Source organism: Sphingomonas beigongshangi (assembly GCF_016820445.1).
GTDB lineage: Bacteria > Pseudomonadota > Alphaproteobacteria > Sphingomonadales > Sphingomonadaceae > Sphingomonas > Sphingomonas beigongshangi.
Window position 1 is genome coordinate 129,338 of record NZ_JADHDT010000006.1, and the last position, 15,931, is coordinate 145,268.

19 protein-coding genes are annotated in these 15,931 nt (G+C 68.8%); 4 read left to right on the forward strand and 15 right to left on the reverse strand.

All coding sequences use genetic code 11. The features are described from left to right. Positions 1-28: 28 nt before the first annotated feature. A complete protein-coding gene (locus IQ292_RS12160) occupies positions 29-484 on the reverse strand; it encodes a peroxiredoxin (protein WP_203310757.1) in 456 nt (151 codons plus the stop codon). Continuing rightward, positions 477-3,170 carry a bifunctional [glutamine synthetase] adenylyltransferase/[glutamine synthetase]-adenylyl-L-tyrosine phosphorylase gene (locus IQ292_RS12165; protein ID WP_203310585.1) on the reverse strand — a complete coding sequence of 898 codons (2,694 nt, stop codon included), beginning with the start codon at positions 3,168-3,170 and terminating at the stop codon, positions 477-479. Before IQ292_RS12165 ends, IQ292_RS12160 begins: the two co-directional genes overlap by 8 nt. Here IQ292_RS12165 and IQ292_RS12170 point away from each other — a divergent pair. Next, positions 3,102-3,413, forward strand: a complete 312-nt coding sequence (locus IQ292_RS12170) for a hypothetical protein (RefSeq protein WP_203310775.1) — start codon at positions 3,102-3,104, stop codon at positions 3,411-3,413. The genes IQ292_RS12165 and IQ292_RS12170 overlap by 69 nt on opposite strands. A 123-nt stretch (positions 3,414-3,536) precedes the next feature. Here the strand turns inward: IQ292_RS12170 and IQ292_RS12175 are convergent, their stop codons facing one another. Beyond that, positions 3,537-4,187 (reverse strand): sigma-70 family RNA polymerase sigma factor, encoded by a 651-nt coding sequence (locus IQ292_RS12175; RefSeq protein ID WP_203310586.1) that lies wholly within the window; start codon positions 4,185-4,187, stop codon positions 3,537-3,539. A gap of 282 nt (positions 4,188-4,469) precedes the next feature. Continuing rightward, positions 4,470-5,276 (reverse strand): response regulator, encoded by an 807-nt coding sequence (locus tag IQ292_RS12180; protein ID WP_203310587.1) that lies wholly within the window; start codon positions 5,274-5,276, stop codon positions 4,470-4,472. A 266-nt stretch (positions 5,277-5,542) separates the two neighbouring features. Here IQ292_RS12180 and IQ292_RS12185 point away from each other — a divergent pair, with 266 nt between their 5' ends. From IQ292_RS12185 to IQ292_RS12195, 3 genes are all read left to right on the forward strand, one after another. Beyond that, positions 5,543-5,704 carry a NepR family anti-sigma factor gene (locus IQ292_RS12185; RefSeq protein ID WP_238941041.1) on the forward strand — a complete coding sequence of 54 codons (162 nt, stop codon included), beginning with the start codon at positions 5,543-5,545 and terminating at the stop codon, positions 5,702-5,704. A 54-nt stretch (positions 5,705-5,758) separates the two neighbouring features. Next, positions 5,759-7,303 (forward strand): sensor histidine kinase, encoded by a 1,545-nt coding sequence (locus IQ292_RS12190; protein WP_203310758.1) that lies wholly within the window; start codon positions 5,759-5,761, stop codon positions 7,301-7,303. Between the two features lie 316 nt (positions 7,304-7,619). Beyond that, the gene (locus IQ292_RS12195) at positions 7,620-7,754 is read left to right on the forward strand and encodes an entericidin A/B family lipoprotein (RefSeq protein ID WP_203310589.1); all 135 of its coding nucleotides are present in this window, start codon (positions 7,620-7,622) and stop codon (positions 7,752-7,754) included. Between the two features lie 201 nt (positions 7,755-7,955). On the opposite strand, the gene tatC is transcribed toward IQ292_RS12195, so the two are convergent. From tatC to argS, 11 genes are all read right to left on the reverse strand, one after another. Next, a complete protein-coding gene (tatC, locus tag IQ292_RS12200; protein WP_338057629.1) occupies positions 7,956-8,753 on the reverse strand; it encodes a twin-arginine translocase subunit TatC in 798 nt (265 codons plus the stop codon). Further along, positions 8,750-9,190: a Sec-independent protein translocase protein TatB gene (tatB, locus tag IQ292_RS12205; RefSeq protein WP_203310590.1), complete on the reverse strand. Its 441-nt coding sequence runs from the start codon at positions 9,188-9,190 to the stop codon at positions 8,750-8,752. Before tatB ends, tatC begins: the two co-directional genes overlap by 4 nt. Positions 9,191-9,221: 31 nt before the next feature. After that, a complete protein-coding gene (locus tag IQ292_RS12210) occupies positions 9,222-9,458 on the reverse strand; it encodes a Sec-independent protein translocase subunit TatA (RefSeq protein ID WP_203310591.1) in 237 nt (78 codons plus the stop codon). Between the two features lie 28 nt (positions 9,459-9,486). After that, complete coding sequence (gene scpB, locus IQ292_RS12215; protein ID WP_203310592.1) at positions 9,487-10,077, reverse strand: SMC-Scp complex subunit ScpB; 591 nt, start codon at positions 10,075-10,077, stop codon at positions 9,487-9,489. After that, positions 10,074-10,799 carry a segregation and condensation protein A gene (locus IQ292_RS12220; RefSeq protein ID WP_203310593.1) on the reverse strand — a complete coding sequence of 242 codons (726 nt, stop codon included), beginning with the start codon at positions 10,797-10,799 and terminating at the stop codon, positions 10,074-10,076. Before IQ292_RS12220 ends, scpB begins: the two co-directional genes overlap by 4 nt. Further along, positions 10,799-11,800: a beta-N-acetylhexosaminidase gene (nagZ, locus tag IQ292_RS12225; protein ID WP_203310594.1), complete on the reverse strand. Its 1,002-nt coding sequence runs from the start codon at positions 11,798-11,800 to the stop codon at positions 10,799-10,801. Before nagZ ends, IQ292_RS12220 begins: the two co-directional genes overlap by 1 nt. Positions 11,801-11,923: 123 nt before the next feature. Further along, positions 11,924-12,562, reverse strand: a complete 639-nt coding sequence (locus IQ292_RS12230) for a hypothetical protein (RefSeq protein WP_203310595.1) — start codon at positions 12,560-12,562, stop codon at positions 11,924-11,926. Positions 12,563-12,719: 157 nt separating this feature from the next. Beyond that, on the reverse strand, positions 12,720-13,013 hold the full coding sequence (locus IQ292_RS17880) for an antitoxin Xre/MbcA/ParS toxin-binding domain-containing protein (protein WP_287980264.1): 294 nt from the start codon (positions 13,011-13,013) through the stop codon (positions 12,720-12,722). Then, positions 13,010-13,186: a hypothetical protein gene (locus IQ292_RS12240; protein ID WP_203310596.1), complete on the reverse strand. Its 177-nt coding sequence runs from the start codon at positions 13,184-13,186 to the stop codon at positions 13,010-13,012. Before IQ292_RS12240 ends, IQ292_RS17880 begins: the two co-directional genes overlap by 4 nt. Positions 13,187-13,440: 254 nt before the next feature. Continuing rightward, a complete protein-coding gene (locus IQ292_RS12245; RefSeq protein ID WP_203310597.1) occupies positions 13,441-14,166 on the reverse strand; it encodes an SPOR domain-containing protein in 726 nt (241 codons plus the stop codon). Continuing rightward, the gene (gene argS / locus IQ292_RS12250; RefSeq protein WP_203310598.1) at positions 14,166-15,893 is read right to left on the reverse strand and encodes an arginine--tRNA ligase; all 1,728 of its coding nucleotides are present in this window, start codon (positions 15,891-15,893) and stop codon (positions 14,166-14,168) included. The genes IQ292_RS12245 and argS overlap by 1 nt, the downstream gene beginning before the upstream one ends. Positions 15,894-15,931: the final 38 nt, after the last annotated feature.

Genomic DNA, 15,931 nt, shown 5'->3' on the forward strand with positions numbered 1-15,931 from the left:
CGACCGGGCGGATGCCGCCCGGCAAAAATCAAAGCGCGTGGACCGCGTCGAGTACCGCCTGGGCGTGGCCGGGCACCTTCACCTTCCGCCACGCCCGGACGAGCCGACCGTCCCGGCCGAACAGGAAGGTGGCGCGCTCGATCCCCATATACGTGCGACCATACATCTGCTTTTCGCCCCAGACGCCGAACGCCTCGCAGGCGGCACCATCCTCATCGGACGCGAGCGTGACCGTCAGCGCATGCTTTGTGGCGAACTTGGCATGGGCGGCCGGCGGATCCTTGCTGATCCCGACCACGGTGGCGCCGGCAGCGGCGAAATCTGCCGACAGCGCGGAGAAATCTTGCGCTTCCCGCGTGCAACCGGCGGTATCGTCCTTGGGGTAGAAATAGATCACGGCAGGCAGCGGCAGGTCGGTCAACCGGATCGGCGAGCCGTCCATGCCCGTCACCGAAACGGCCGGAATAGTCGCGCCGTCATCCATCGTCATCCTCCGTCGTTGCGGCCCAAGCGGCCGCAACGTCCTGCCGCGTCGCAGCCAGCGTCGCAAGCACCTCGGGCCAGTCCGCCATGCCGAGCGCGCGCGCGATCAGCGCGCAGGTGGCGGGCGGCGGCTCCGCCGCATCGGGGGCGACGAGCCGCACGACCACGAGCAGGCGGGCCAGCACGGCATAGGCGGGGCCGAGGCTTGCCGGCAGTCGGCCGAGCGCGATCAGCGTGTCGATCGCGCCGAGCAGCTGAGGGTCGAAGCCGGCACGATACCGCAGTTGCGCGACGTGGACGGTGAATTCCAGGTCGACGAGACCGCCGGGCAACAATTTGACGTCGAGCGGACCTGCCGGCGGCTTGTGCCGTGCCATCTCGCCGCGCATCGCCTCCGCGTCGGCGGCGATGTCGCGCGCGGCACGCGCTCCCCCCAGAACCGCGTCGATCTCCTGCTGGACCGCGGCGCGCGCCGCCGGCGATCCGAAAACGGGCCGCGCCCGCGTCAGTGCCATATGTTCCCAGGTCCAGGCGCCTTCGCGCTGGTAGCGGGCGAAACTGTCGAGGCTGACGACGAGCGGCCCCTGCGTCCCCGACGGCCGCAACCGGGTGTCGACCGGATAGAGGGGTCCCGCAGCGGTCGGCACCGACAGCGCCGCGCCGATCCGCTGCGCGAGACGATTGTAGTAGAGCGTGGCGCCGAGTGGCTTCGCGCCGTCCGACTCGGCGGCATAGTCGCCGGTGAAGAGGTAGACGAGATCGAGATCCGAGGCGTGGGTGAGCGCGCGGCCGCCGAGCCGCCCATAGCCCAGGATGACGAGTTCGCTGTCCGGCACGCGGCCGTGGGTGCGCGCGAAGTCGGCGATCGTCGCGGCGGCAAGAGTCTCCACCGCCGCCTCCGCCAGCCGCGCATAGCCGCCCGCCACGACGAGCGGATCGGCGGCGCCCGCAACGATCTGGCACCCCAGCGCGAACCGCCGTTCCCCGACGATGCGGCGGACCTGATCCAGCAAGGACTGGTAATCCGCGGCATCGCCGCGTCGCATCGCGGCGACCAGCGTATCCACCTCGCCGAGCGGCTCGAAGGCGCTGGCGTCGATCAGGCCGTCGATCAGTTCGGGACGCATCGCCAGCGCGTCCGCGAGCGGCGGCGCATGGCTGAGGATGGCGGCCAGCATCGCGGCAAGTCCGGGACGCGCCTCGAGCAGGCGGAAGATGTTGATCGCGCTCGACAGGCGCTCGAGCATCCGGTCGAGACGCCGCAGCGCTGCGGCGGGATCGGGCGCTTCCGCCAGCGCGGGCATCAGCACCGGCAGCACCGCCTCTAGTGCCTCTCGCGCGGCCGGGCTGCGCAGTGCGGGATACCGGCCGCCGCGCCAGCCCGCGACCGCAGCGGCCGCGGCGGCGCCGTCGGCGAAGCCGGCCTGGTCCAATGTCGCGGCCAGCGCCTCGGCCGTGTGCGGCAGCTGCGCCGGACGGCTGTCGTCGAGCGTGTCGTAAAGCCGCCCGACCGCGGTGATCGACGGGTGCAATCCCGCAAGGAGCGCGTCCGCACCGGGAAGGCCGTCGAGCGCCGCGACGCCCTCCAGCGCGTTGCCCGCGGGCAGGCTGTGCGTCTGCCGATCGTCCACCATCTGCAGGCGGTGCTCGACGGTGCGCAGGCGGACATAGGCATCGGTGAGCATCGCCGCGTCCTCGCGGGTAACGTGGCCCGCCACGGCCAGCGCCGCCAGTGCATCCCGCGTCGCCGGCACACGCAGCGCGGGATCGCGGCCGCCGTGGATCAGCTGATGGATCTGGGCGAAGAACTCGATCTCGCGGATGCCGCCGCGACCGCGCTTCAGATCATATCCCGGTCCGAACGCCTGGCCGCTGGCATAGTGATCGCGGATGCGGCGCGACAGCTCGCGGATCTCGCGCACCGCGCCGAAGTCGAGCCCCCGCCGCCAGACGAAGGGCCGTATCGCCTCGAGGAACTGGCGTCCCAGCGCCAGGTCGCCGGCGGCGGCGCGCGCGCGAATGAAGGCGGCCCGTTCCCACGTCAGCGCCTGCGACTCGTAATGGCTGATCGCACCCAGCAGCGGGATGGCGATCGGCGTCACCTCCGCCGCCGGCCGCAGGCGCAGGTCGACGCGCAGCACATAGCCGTCGCCGTCGCGTGTCTGCAGCAGGTCGACGACGCGGCGCGCGATCCGCACCGCCGCCTCCTCGGGTTCGTCGCGGGCCCGCCGCGGGATGGCGGTAGGATCGAACAGCAAGATGGGGTCGACGTCGGAGGAGTAATTGAGCTCGCGGCTGCCGTGCTTGCCGAGCGCGATGGCGACGAAACCGTGCGGCGGTGCATCCGGCACCCGCTCCGCGATCGCCGCGGCGATCGCTGTATCGAGCGCATGGTCGGCGAACTCGCTCAGCCGGTGCGTGACCTCATTCAGGTCCGCGAGACCGGCGAGATCGTCGACCGCGACCGCGAGCGCGAGCGCGTTGCGCTGCCAGCGCAACCGGCGCGCGACGGGCATGTCGGGCGCAACGACCTGCGGATCGCGCCAATCGAGTGCGCCCTGGCGCACCGCGTCGTGCCAACCGGGGTGACGATCGAGAATGGATGACAGGAAGGGCGAATGCGCGCGAATACGCCCGACGGCATCGGCCCGCACGCTCTCACGGTCCCGGTTTCCCGGCTCGTCCATGAATTTCCCTTTCGTTTCCGTCTGTTCGTCGCAAAACCGCAACGATTCGCACGAACGGTCGTTCAGGATGGCATGTCGATCGCCGGGCATCATTCGGAAAAGCCGCGTCGCGGCGATTATGTCGTGCGGCGTCCGCGTTCGACCGATGCGCTCGGCCATACGCTGCGTGGCGCCTTCAGCGATACCGGTGTGCCGGACGACATGCTCGACTTGCTCGGCAAACTGGACCGGTTGCCAAGCTGAACGGCCCGGGCCTTGTCACCGACCGGCGGTGCGGGTCCGCTTTCCCGAAACACGGATGAACGCCTCGGGCGGCGGCAGATACGGCGGTGCGGCCCGAAGGTCGTTGCCGCCCGCACTATCCCATCAGCGTCCGCGGCTCAGGTGGTCGACTTCGCCCATGATGGTGTCCAGCGCCGTCTTGCTGGTGTCGGTCTCATGCTCCCGGCGCGAGGGCAGCGCGCCCTCCGACAGGATGGTTTCGAGCGCGACCCGGCCGCGCGCCACGCGGCTCTTGATCGTGCCGACCGCCACCTGGCAGATTTCCGCCGCTTCCTCGTAGGCGAAACCGCCGGCACCGACCAGGATCAGCGCCTCCCGCTGCGGCTGGGGCAGGTGCATCAACGCACGCTGCATGTCGCCGAGCTCGACGTGGCGATCCTGGCTGGCGGGCGCGGCAAGAATGCGATCCGCCACCAGATCGTCCCACTCGCCCTTGAAGCGCGCACGGCGCATCTGGGAGAGGTAGAGGTTGCGCAGGATGATGAAGGTCCAGGCGCGCATGTTCGTGCCGGCCTGGAAGCGCTTGCGCGCCGCCCAGGCCTTGAGCAGGGTCTCCTGGACGAGATCGTCCGCGAGGTCGCGACTGCCCGACAGCGAACGGCCGAACGCGCGCAGATGCGGGATGACCTGCGCGAGCTGGGTCTTGAATTCCGGGTCCGACAGCGAGACGTGCTCGACGGGCGCCATCGGCGCCTCGTCGTCTTCATAGTCGTCGCGCGGGGCAGGCTGGGTCATGCAATTCCGTTCAATGCCGGGGACGTGGTTGCCGCCTTCGCGACAGAGATAGGTGCCACGGTCTTCAATTACCAAGATAAATGAGACCGGCTCTAACGCAGGATCAGAAAGGCGAAGATCGCGATCACCAACACCAGCGATATGCCGAGGACGTATCGTGTCACCCCCGGGGTAGCGCCAGCGCGCGCTTCCGTGGTTGTCACATGCACAGGTTCGTTTTGATCCGCCATGATGTCTCAACCCTCGAAAGACGTTTTGGGTCCGTAACCTTCGCCTGCGGACTCAGACCCCGGCCGGTACCGTACTTTGATCGAAGAACAGCGCCTGGCTGATTGCGGCCTTCACGGTCGACCGCTGGAACGGCTTGGTGATGAGGAAGGTCGGCTCCGGCCGTTCGCCGGTCAGCAGACGCTCCGGGAAGGCAGTGATGAAGATCACGGGGACCTCGAATTCGGCGAGGATGTCCTTGACCGCATCGATGCCGGAGCTGTCGTCGGCGAGCTGGATGTCGGCAAGCACGAGGCCGGGACGGTCCTCCATCGCCAAAGCGACCGCCTCGTCGCGCGTGACGGCGACGCCGGTCACCTCGTGGCCCAGGTCACGCACGATCGTCTCGATATCCATCGCGATGATCGGCTCGTCCTCGATGATCAGCACGCGCGCACGCGTCTGCTTCTCGATCTCCTCGAGCGCCTCGGCGACAAGGCTCTCGACCTCGCTCGTGTCGACCTCGATTAGATAGGCGGCGTCCTCCGGCGAAAAGCCCTCCATCGCCGTCAGCAGCAGCGCCTGCCGCGACAGCGGCGTCATCCGCGCGAGGCGCGCGCGCGCCACCGCCTCGCTGCCTTCGATGTCGCTCACCGACGTCTCCTCGGCGCCGTCGGCGTTCGCGGAAGCCCAAATCCCCTGGAACATGCGGTACAGCCCGAGACGCGGATCGACGTCGCGCGGAAACTGGTCTGGCGCGGCGACGATCGCCTCCAGCGTTGCGCGGACATATTTGTCGCCCTGGTTCTGACTCCCGGTCAAGGCCCGGCCGTAGCGCCGCAGGAAAGGAAGATGCGGTGCGAGTTGCTGTCCAAGCGACATGGGTCGGTTTCACTCCCTGAGATGTACTGGCGGCCCCGATAGGTGAGCGGGGGCCCGCGTCTTTGCAACGGTGTTTGTCGAGAAACCCAGCCGCCCCCGTGGACCTGCGGAATTTTCGCGCGGCAATGGAACCATCGAGCATCGATTTGGTTTCCTTGCCCGAACCAAGACCATACAGTCGCCGTCAGCGCGACTGATATGGTCGTGGCATTTCATCGCGTCGATCGCCTGGACTTCCACCGGGCCACCAGGGGGAATTGTTGGACTTGGCCAGCGAGAAGGACCGGAAAACCTCGTCGAAGAAAACGTCTGAGAAAGGCCAGGGCAAGGACCGCGACATGGGTGCGGCGCTACGGTCCGCATATCAGAAGACGGTCGACGAGCACGTGCCGGACGAAATGCTAGACCTGCTGAACAAGCTCGCCTAGCCGAGGGGCATGGCCTCCTCCCTAGATGCTGCTGCCGCCGCCCGTGGTGTCGCTATGACGCCGGTGTCAGCCCTTTCGCGCCTCCCGACCGGTGCGAAGCTTTTCATCACGCTGTCCATTGCCTTGCTGCTGCTGGCATTGATCGCCATCGCCGCGACCCTGCAGACTGGCCGGGTCGCGGACGCGGAGGTGCGCGCGCGACTGAGAATCGCGGCGACCGAAAGCGCCCGCAGTATCGCGATCGAGCTGATCGGCGATACCACCGCACTGAAGGTCGCGGTCGAGGCGCTGCGCGACGATCCTGCCGACGCGCCCAGCTGCGCCCGCGCCCAGGGCGTCTTCGCGCAGCAGGCGGCGATCGGCACACGCTTCTCGATCGTCGATCGCCAGGGTCGCCTGCTGTGCGGTCAGCCGATCGACGCCTCGCTGCCCGCCGCGGACAAGCCGCTGGACATCGCGATCGTTGCGAATCGCGGACTCGTCTTGTCGGTCGCGGCGCCGGGCGGATCGCTGATCGCGCGCGTCCTCTTCCCCACCGCGTTCCTGTCGCGGCTCGCCGGTTCGGGCAGCCGCGCCATGCCGCTCAGCACCGCGCTGATCGATGGGAACGCGTCGCTCGACCTTACCGACATACCGGGCCTCGGGCCGCTGGACCGGACGGAAACGGTGCAGACGCCGCTTGGGCTCGACGGGCTCGTGTTGCGCACCCGCATGCGCAGCGCGCCGATCACCTCGTCGTTCCTGGTTGCGCTGATGCTGCCGCTGCTGATGTGGGCCGCGGCCGCGGGGCTTTCCTGGTTCGTCGTCGATCGCCTGCTGATCCGGCCGCTGCGCCTGCTGCGGGCGAGCGTCGCGGCCTATACCCCCGGCGAAGTGATCGATCCGGGCAAGTTGGGGCCCCTGCCCGCGCAGGAAATCCGCGAGCTCGGCGATACCTTTCGCGCGATCAGCCGCACGGTGGCGCTGCACGAGGCTGGCCTGGCGGATGCGGTCGTACGCCAGACCAAGCTGACCCGAGAGGTGCACCATCGGGTGAAGAACAACCTGCAGGTGATCTCCAGCCTGATCAACTTCCATGCGCGCGGCGCTCCCAGCGCCGATGCGACGGCAGCCTATGCCTCGATCCAGCGGCGGGTCGACGCGCTGGCGGTGGTGCATCGCAACCATTTCGCCGAAATGGAAGAAAACCGTGGCCTCAACCTGCGCTCGGTGATCGGCGAACTGGCCTCCAACATCCGCGCCACCGCGCCGGAGGGCGCGGGCAGCCTGATCATCACGCTCGATGTCGATCCCTTCCTGGTGACCCAGGATGTCGCCGTGGCCGTCGCGTTCCTGGTCACTGAGACGATCGAACTGGCGATGACCAGCGACTCCGCCGCCCAGATCCGCGTGGCTATCAAGTCGGGCGACGCGGAAAAACGCGCCGTGCTGCGGGTCGTGTCGCGCGCCTTCGTCGAAAGCGAGAAGCTGACGCATCTGCTTTCTACCCGCTACGGTCGCGTCATGGAGGGTCTGTCGCGCCAGTTGCGCGCCCCGCTGCATCACGATCCGATGACCGGCGCCTACGAAATCGCCTTCCCCGTCCTCGGTCGCGACTGATCCGAAAAAAAGATTCAAAAAAAGCGATAGGGGGCGGAACCTCCTCGATTGCGCGCCGTTATGCACCTCGGATCGCGACCTTATGCCCCCCCGCTCTCGCGATCCACGACATAGGCCCGGAAGCAGCAACCCTCCCCCCCCGGTGCTGCTTCCGGGCCTTCACCCTTTCAGCCGAACCGACCTCGCCGTATCCCGCCCCGGGACCAGCGCATTCGAGCACCGGCAAGATTAGCGGAAATGGCGTTCCGGGTGCGGAACGAAGCGCCCCCCCGAACATTGGCGACGCACCTATTCCATTCATCGAGGAGATATTCCGATGCGTAAGATTCTCGGCCTCGCCGTCGTCGCCGGTGCACTGATGGTCAGCGCCTGCAACACGGTCGAAGGCGTCGGCAAGGACGTCAGCTCGGCCGGCAAGACCGTCGCGAAGACCGCTGACGACGCGAAGTAATCGGGCCGCCACACGGCCAGGCAAGGCCTCCTGCCCGACGCCGGGCGGGAGGCCTTTTGTCATCTGCGCTGGTCTGGGATCCAGCAAGACTGGATCGGCGCGGTACCTGCACCGCTTCCACGCACGTGGATCACGCTCCGATCATCCGCATCCGGACGGCCGGGACCGGTCCCGCCATGCTGCACGCGGGTCGCCGCGGCGTCAGGCCGCCTGTGCCGCCTCTTCCGCCGCCAGCTTGGCCCGCTTGCGCTCGGTGAACCAGATGCCGACGAGGGCGAGTTCGTAGAGGAGGCAGAGCGGGATCGCGAGCAGCAGCTGCGACCCCACGTCCGGCGGCGTCAGCACCGCCGCGATGGCAAATGCGCCGACGACGGCGTATCGGCGCGCGGACTTGAGCTGCTGCCGGGTCACGATGCCGGCGCGCTCCAGCAGCATCAGCAGCACCGGCAGCAGAAAGGCGATGCCGAATCCGAACAGGAACTGCATGATGAAGGACAGATATTCAGCGATGTCGGGGAGCGCCTGGCGCTTCACGTCGCCGACCATGCCGGAATATCCGAGCAGGAAGTGCAGCGCCATCGGCACCGCGATGAAATAGGCCATGGCGGCGCCGGCGGTGAACAGCACCGGCGTCGCGAGCAGGAACGGCAGCAGCGCCCGCTTTTCCTTGCGGTACAGGCCGGGGGCGATGAACCGCCACGCCTGGTTGGAAATCACCGGGAAGCTGAGCATCATCGCGGTGAAGAAGGCGAGCTTCACCTCCGTGAAGAAGCCGCCGTAGACGGTGGTGAAGATCACCTCCGTCTGCCCTGCCGCACGCAAGGGTTTGAGCAGGAAGGCGAAGATCGTGTTGGCGAAATACATTGCCACGCCAAAACAGACCGCGACGGCTGCGATGCAATAGAGCAGGCGGCGGCGCAGCTCGACGAGATGGTCCAGCAGGGGCGCGCGGCTCGCGTCGATCTCGTCGCGGCCTTCGATCAGCGCTTCGTCGCTCACGAGGCCGCTCCTTCGCGCGGCGCGTCCGGATGATCGGGCGCGGCCGGCTCGACATGCGGATGGTCGACGCTGATCGGCGGCGCCGGTGGTGCGGGTCGATCATGGATCACGGGCGGTTCGACCAGGGCGGGCGCATCATGGTCGACGGTCGTGGCGCCGGACTCGACCGGCGACGGCAGGGCCGCATCCGCAGCGGGCGTCGCGGGATGTTCGGCCATGATCCGCGCGTTCTCCGCCGCCCAGCGCTTCTCCATTTCCTCCAACTCCGCCTCGCGGACCATGTTGTCGAAGCCTTGGCGGAACTGGCGCGCGACACCGCGCGCCTTGCCGACCCAATAGCCGACGATCCGCATCGCCTTGGGAAGATCCTTTGGCCCGATCACCACCAGCGCGACGAAGGCGACCAGCAGGAACTCGGACGGGGCGATATCGAACATGGACTAGAGTACGCTAGCGGACGGTCGTCGGTCAGCGATCGTCGCGGACGCGCTCGCCGTCGCGATCGAACGCGGGCTCGGCAGACTTCTGCGCCTCGATGCGCGGCGCAGGCTTGGCGTGGCTCTCGTCCTCCTCGGCCATGCCCTTCTTGAAATTCTTCACGCCCTTGGCGACGTCGCCCATCAGGTTGGAGAAGCGGCCGCCGCCGAGCAGCAGAATGGCGACGACGGCGAGGACGAGCAGATGGATCGGGCTGAAGCTGCCCATGGCATGTCTCCTGAAACTTCATCGACATCTAGTCACTGTCGTCGTCCTTTTCCACTGCGAAAGCCCCGACGTGCGCGCCTTCCGGCATAAGGTCGACGGGATCGAGCAGACCGGCGGCGCGCAGATCGTCCAAGCCGGGCAGGTCGCGACGGCTCGCGAGGCCGAAATGCGCAAGGAACGCGGGCGTCGTCGCGTACAGGAGCGGTCTCCCCGGCACCTCGCGTCGCCCCGCCGGGCGGACCCAGCCCGCCTCCATCAGCACGTCCAGCGTGCCCTTGGATATCTGAACGCCGCGGATCGCCTCGATCTCCGCGCGCGTCACGGGCTCGTGATAGGCGATGATCGCCAGCGTCTCGACGCCGGCACGCGACAGGCGCCGCGGCTCCTCGCGATCGCGGCGCAGCAGGTGGGCAAGATCGGGCGCGGTCTGGAAATGCCAGCGGTCGCCTCGGCGCACCAGCGCGACGCCGCGTCCGGCATAATCGGCTTCCAGCCGCTCCAGCGCGGCGCGCACGTCGCCGCCACCGACATATGCGCGGAGCGAATCGACCGACAATGGCTCGGCGGACGCGAACAGCAGCGCCTCGACCGCGCGGACGATGTCGTCGGGGGGCGTCACGAGGCGGCGCGCAGGTAGAGCGGGGCGAAGGGCGCCGCCTGGCGCAGTTCCGCCCTGCCCTGCTTTGCCAGTTCCAGCGCGGCGAGAAAGGACGAGGCGAGCGCCGACTTGCGCAGCCGGTCGCTGCCGTCGGGAAGGAAGCTTTCCAGCGTCGTCCAGTCGAGCCGGGTGCCGAGCAACGCGCCGATCCGCGCCAGCGCCGTCTCCAGCGTCATCACCTCGCGATCGGCGACGACGTGCATCACCGGGCGGTTGCGCGCGCTGATCCGGCCATAGGCGGCAATGACGTCGTACAACTCCGCCTGCCAGCGCGCGCGCCGGATCGTCCGCAACCCTTCCGCCCTGCCGCGCGGAAACACGTCGCGGCCGAGCCGATCCCGCGCCATCAGCCGCGCCCCCGCCTCGCGCATCGCGTTGAGCCGCTCGAGCCGCAATTGCAGGCGCAGCGCCAGTTCCTCGGGGTCCGGCTCGACCTCCGGGTCGCGCGGCAGCAGCAGCGCGGATTTGAGATAGGCCAGCCAGGCCGCCATGACGAGATAATCGGCGGCGAGTTCCAGCCGCAGCACCTTCGCCCGGTCGACGAAGCGGAGATATTGCTCGACCAGCGCCAGGATCGATATGGCACGCAGATCGACCTTCTGCGCCCGCGCGAGCGACAACAGCAGGTCGAGCGGCCCCTCCCAGCCGTCAAGGTCGAGTGTCAGCTGTTCGGGTTCGGCCATCAGGCGAGCGCGAGGAAGGCGTCGCGGCGGCCGACGAGCTCGGCGAAGTCTCCCTCCGGCGGCCGGCGCGTCGCCATCGCCCGATCGAGGCGCGCGCGGGCGGCAGGCGCGATATCGCCGAGCCGCCCCGCGATGTCGACCATCTCGTCCATCCGCGCCCAGCAATCGAGCACCAGGTCGCAGCCCGCGGCGATCGCGCCCGCGGCCTTGTCGCCGGCGCTCCCCGACAGCGCCTTCATATCGATGTCGTCGGTCATCAACAGGCCGTCGAAGCCGATCGCACCGCGGATCACCTGCTCGATCACCACCGGCGACAGCGTGGCGGGCCGCTCGGCGTCCCAGGCCTGGAACACGATATGCGAGGTCATCCCCATCGGCGCATGCGCGAGCGTGCGGAACGGCTCCAGGTCCGTCTCCAGCGCCGCCGCATCGGCGGTGACGGTCGGCAGGTCGTAATGCGAATCGACGATGGCGCGGCCATGGCCGGGCATATGCTTGACGACCCCGACGATCCCGCCGGCCGCCAACCCTTCCAGCATCGCCCGGCCGAGCGCGGCGACCTGCATCGGGTCGCCGCCATAGGCGCGGCTGGCGATCGCCGGCGTGGTATCCGGTTGCGCGACGTCGAGTAGCGGCGCGCAATCGACGGTGATGCCCATGTCGCGCAACATCAGGCCGAGCGCCTGGCCGTTGGCCCGCATCGCCTGGATCGCGGACATCGGCGCCCTGTCGTACAACGCGGCGAAGGCCGGGCCGGCGGGAAAGGCGGGCCATTCCGGCGGCCCCATGCGCGCGACGCGGCCGCCCTCCTGGTCGATCAGGATGGCAAGGTCGTCGCGTCCGGCGAGCGCGCGCAGCGAGTCGGTCAGCGCCCGCAATTGACCCCGCGTCTCGACGTTGCGCTTGAACAGGATGTAACCGGCGGGTTCGACATCGGCGAAGAAGGCGCGCTCCTCGACGGTGAGCGCGGGGCCGGACAGGCCGAATATGACGGGCTTCATGCTCACCGGTGTAGCGTGGCGCGCGCGCCCGCGCCATGCCGGCCAGCCACGCGGGCGCCGATCCATCGTACGGGCAGCGCGGTGCGACCGCCTGCGGGTCAGCTTCGCCGGCCGCGCCGCCGGCTACCGCACCGCCGCGATGAGCGTGTCCGCCAGACCCTGGTAAAAGGCGCCGACGCAGGCGAGGTTGCTGGTCGACGGATGCAGACGGTCGCCCATCGCGTAGCGACGCAGAGTCGGCGCGTGCGAATCGGTCCATCCCGCGGTCATCCACTGCGCCGCCGCATCGTCGGGACGGCAGACGCGGCCGCGGCAATAAGAGAGGCAGGCCCGCGTCCGGCCCAGAGCACGCAGGCGGCGCTGGTCCGCGGCCAGGTCGATGCGGTCGGGCGCGACGAGGCCGATCTTGCGGGCGGTATTCCGCTGTCGCTGCAGGGACGGCGAGACATCCCCGACCGCATCGAGCAGAAGGCTGAGGAAGCGATCGATCTCGCCCAGGCAATTGCCCAGATAGCGGGCCCGCGCATAATCCGCACGGTGCGATGCGGAAGAGCCCGGATCGATCTCCGCCAGGAAGCGCGTCGCGCGACTCAGCGTATCATAACGGCCGCCGATCATCGGCGCCGCCGCCAGTATATCCAGCGCAAGGCGTGCGGAACGGCCCGGCAGGCGGGAAAGGCGGCTGCCGCGACGATCGCGGCCCCGGCGGCCAGCGCCGTCGTCGCCGTCGTCATAGCGCCGGCCGAGCGCCCCGTTCGACACGGCGCCGTTCCGTCGCCTCGGAGCGTGTCGCCATCGCCTCCCAGGACACAGCGGCCCGCTCGCATCGTTCACGCACGTTGTCGAGCGTCGCCGCGGATGCCGCCGCGCGCTGGAGTTCGGCCTGCTCACGGAAGAACTGCGCGTCCCTGGACATGGCTCAGGCCTGCCTTTCGCTGGAAGATGAGGGGGGCAGCGGAACGCCTGCCAGCCGGTCGAGCACTGCCGACAACCCGGCCTCGCCGTCGACGGCGAGGTCGAGCGGCCGTCCGCCGAGCACGTCGTCCGCTTCGTTCAGAAAGGCCATCGTCCGATCGCGATCGCCGAACGCCCGCCATGCCGCCGCCATCACGGTGGCCTGCCGCCGCTTCTGGTCGTCGGAAAGGCGCGTCTGCGACGCTGGCCGGAAGCGGCGCGTAGGCCGATCGGGGCGCGGCGGCGCCGTCTCGATCACGCGAGCGAAACCAGCGGGGCCGCCTCGCCGCGAAGGGGCGCGGTCCAATCGGCGATCCGCCGGGCATAGGCCCGCGCTAGCGCCAGATGGCTATGCCGCGCCTCGCGACTCGCGGCGGCGTCGGCCATCATCAGCGAAACCTGATGACGATAGAGGAGGTCGTTCAGGCCCATGTGCCGTACTCCTTGCGTAAGCGGGAGCACACTGGGTCTCTCAGCCGCTGCCGCCTACAGGGGAACTGGCAACGATGCACCGCATATAGGAACGCCATGGGCAAAAGGCCAGCCCGGCGGCCGCGCTCGGACCGCGATCGTGCGGCACAAGCAGGTCACCGACAGTGCCTTACCGCTCGCGATCGCCGCACCGTCAGGCGCGTTGGGCGGCACGTCGCGGGGCCGGTTCCGCCCCCTCCCCGCGAACGACGCCCTCAGCTCGCGACGAAGCAGCTCTCGCCGGCGACGCGCAGGCGACCGCAGATGTCGGCTGCCTGGTTGGCGGAGCCCGCGTTGACGCGCAGACGGTACAGCGTGCGGCCGCCGATCGCGACCGGCTGCACCGCCTTGCCCAGCGGGGCAAGATACGAGAAGCGCTTCGAGAAACCGCTCCAGGCGGCATTGGCCGTAGCCTCGCTCGGATAAGCGCCGAGCTGGACGAGCGAACCGCCGCCGTTACCGCCGCCGCTTGCCGGACGCTGCGCCGTGACCGGCGGGGTGGCGACCAGCTTGCCGCCCGAGGCCGGTACCTGCGCGACGGCGTTGCGACCGCCCTCGCTTTTGGTCTTCGCAGGCAGGCTGCCGGCGCGATGACCCTCGACCGGCTTTTCGGGCACCGCGTTGAGGTCGATCGAGGCGCTGCCGGCCTTGCCCGCGCTGGTGGCGACGGCGGCATCGCCTTCGCCCTTCACCTTCAGCCCGCCGGGGTCGTCGGGACGGACCTTATAGTCGCCCTCCTGCGCCTCGATCAGTTCGCCGTTGCCGCCGCCGTGGCGCGTCTGCAGCTTGTAGATGCCGAAGACGATCGCGGACAGGAATGCCAGGCCGACCACGACCAGCGCGATCATCTTGCCGATGGGCGCGCCGCGGTCCTCATCCGGCTCGACGGTTTCGAGCCACGGCAGGCGGTCTTCCTCCCGCAGGTCCCTCTCGTCAGCCATCACTTCATCTCCGAAACCGCGACCACGCCCATGATGCTGAGCCCGTTACGAATAATCTGCGCGATCGCGTCCGCCAAGAACAGACGCGCCCGCGTCGCATCCTGGTCCTCGGGAACCAGGAAACGCCGGTCGGGCCGGTCATTGCCGACATTCCACGCAGCATGAAAAGCAGCAGCTAAGTCGTACAGATAGAACGCAATTCTGTGAGGTTCGCGCGCTGCCGCGGCCGTTTCGACGACGCGCGGGAATTGCGCCGCCAGCTTCACCAGCGCCAGGTCCTCCGTATCAAGGCGGGACAGGTCGGCCGCACCCTGCGTCACCCCCGCCTCCGCGGCCCTGCGATGGAGCGAGGCGACCCGGGCATGGGCATATTGCACGTAGAACACCGGATTGTCCTTCGACGCCTCGACCACCTTGGCGAAGTCGAAGTCCATCTGCGCATCGGCGCGCCGCGTCAGCATCGTGAAGCGGACGACGTCCTTGCCGACTTCGCGCACCACGTCGGCAAGCGTGACGAAGTTGCCGGCGCGCTTCGACATCTTGACCGGCTCACCCGCCCGCAGCAGGCGCACCATCTGCACCAGCTTGACGTCGAAGCGGGTCTTGCCGCCGGTCAGCGCGGCGACGGCGGCGACGATGCGCTTGACCGTCCCGGCATGATCGGCGCCCCAGATGTCGATCAACTGGTCGGCGGACTGGCTCTTCTGGAAGTGATAGGCGAGATCGGCACCGAAATAGGTCCAGCTGCCGTTCGACTTCTTGATCGGCCGGTCCTGGTCGTCCCCGAAGGCAGTCGAGCGGAACAGCGGAAGCTCGACGGGTTCCCAGTCCTCGGGGGTCTCGCCCTTCGGCGCCTCCAGGAAGCCATCGTAGACGAAGCCATGCTCCCGCAACCACGCCTCCGCCGCCTCCGGCTTGCCGGCGGCCTGCAGTTCGGCCTCGGACGAGAAGACGTCGTGATGGATCCCGAGCAGCGCGAGGTCGTCCTTGATCATGACGAGCATGGCCGCGACCGCGCGGGCGCGGAACAGCGCGAGCCACGCATCCTCCGGCGCGGTCGCATAACGGTCGCCGAATTCCTCTGCGAGCGCCTTGCCGACCGGCACCAGATAGTCGCCGGGATACAGACCTTCGGGGATCGCGCCGACGTCCTCGCCCAGCGCCTCGCGATAGCGCAGATGCGCGGAGCGGGCGAGCACGTCCACCTGACCGCCCGCGTCATTGACGTAATATTCGCGGATCACGTCATGCCCGGCGAATTCGAGCAGGCTGGCGAGCGCGTCGCCGACCACCGCGCCGCGGCAATGGCCCATGTGCATCGGTCCGGTCGGGTTCGCCGAGACATATTCGATGTTGACGCGCGCGCCCCGCCCCATCGTCGAGCGACCGTAGTCGGCACCCGCCGCGGGAATCACGGCCAGCTCGTCGCGCCATGCCGCATCAGTCAGCGTCAGGTTGATGAAGCCAGGCCCCGCGACGCTCGCGCCCGCAACATCGGGCAGCTTGCCCAGTTCGCCGACGATCGCCTCGGCCAGGGCGCGGGGATTGGTCCCCGCGGATTTCGCAAGCACCATCGCCGCGTTGGTCGCGAGATCGCCGTGGCTCGGGTCGCGCGGCGGCTCGACCGTGACGTTGCGGCGGTCGAGCCCCTCGGGCAGCGTGCCGGCGGCGGTGAGGGTGTCGAGGGCCGCGGCGACATGCGCGGCGAAGCGGGTATAGAGCGTCATGATGCGCCGCGATGTACGGGCGCACAGCCTCTGCCGCA

Coding starts and splice junctions, on each gene's coding strand:
- IQ292_RS12240 (WP_203310596.1), bottom strand. CDS start 13,186: ATGGGCCTGAACGACCTCCTCTATCGTCATCAGGTTTCGCTGATGATG.
- IQ292_RS12175 (WP_203310586.1), bottom strand. CDS start 4,187: ATGACCCAGCCTGCCCCGCGCGACGACTATGAAGACGACGAGGCGCCG.
- argS (WP_203310598.1), bottom strand. CDS start 15,893: ATGACGCTCTATACCCGCTTCGCCGCGCATGTCGCCGCGGCCCTCGAC.
- IQ292_RS12180 (WP_203310587.1), bottom strand. CDS start 5,276: ATGTCGCTTGGACAGCAACTCGCACCGCATCTTCCTTTCCTGCGGCGC.
- IQ292_RS12195 (WP_203310589.1), top strand. CDS start 7,620: ATGCGTAAGATTCTCGGCCTCGCCGTCGTCGCCGGTGCACTGATGGTC.
- IQ292_RS12165 (WP_203310585.1), bottom strand. CDS start 3,170: ATGGACGAGCCGGGAAACCGGGACCGTGAGAGCGTGCGGGCCGATGCC.
- IQ292_RS12160 (WP_203310757.1), bottom strand. CDS start 484: ATGGATGACGGCGCGACTATTCCGGCCGTTTCGGTGACGGGCATGGAC.
- IQ292_RS12210 (WP_203310591.1), bottom strand. CDS start 9,458: ATGGGCAGCTTCAGCCCGATCCATCTGCTCGTCCTCGCCGTCGTCGCC.
- tatB (WP_203310590.1), bottom strand. CDS start 9,190: ATGTTCGATATCGCCCCGTCCGAGTTCCTGCTGGTCGCCTTCGTCGCG.
- nagZ (WP_203310594.1), bottom strand. CDS start 11,800: ATGAAGCCCGTCATATTCGGCCTGTCCGGCCCCGCGCTCACCGTCGAG.
- IQ292_RS12190 (WP_203310758.1), top strand. CDS start 5,759: ATGACGCCGGTGTCAGCCCTTTCGCGCCTCCCGACCGGTGCGAAGCTT.
- IQ292_RS12220 (WP_203310593.1), bottom strand. CDS start 10,799: ATGGCCGAACCCGAACAGCTGACACTCGACCTTGACGGCTGGGAGGGG.
- IQ292_RS12170 (WP_203310775.1), top strand. CDS start 3,102: ATGCGCGCGAATACGCCCGACGGCATCGGCCCGCACGCTCTCACGGTC.
- IQ292_RS12245 (WP_203310597.1), bottom strand. CDS start 14,166: ATGGCTGACGAGAGGGACCTGCGGGAGGAAGACCGCCTGCCGTGGCTC.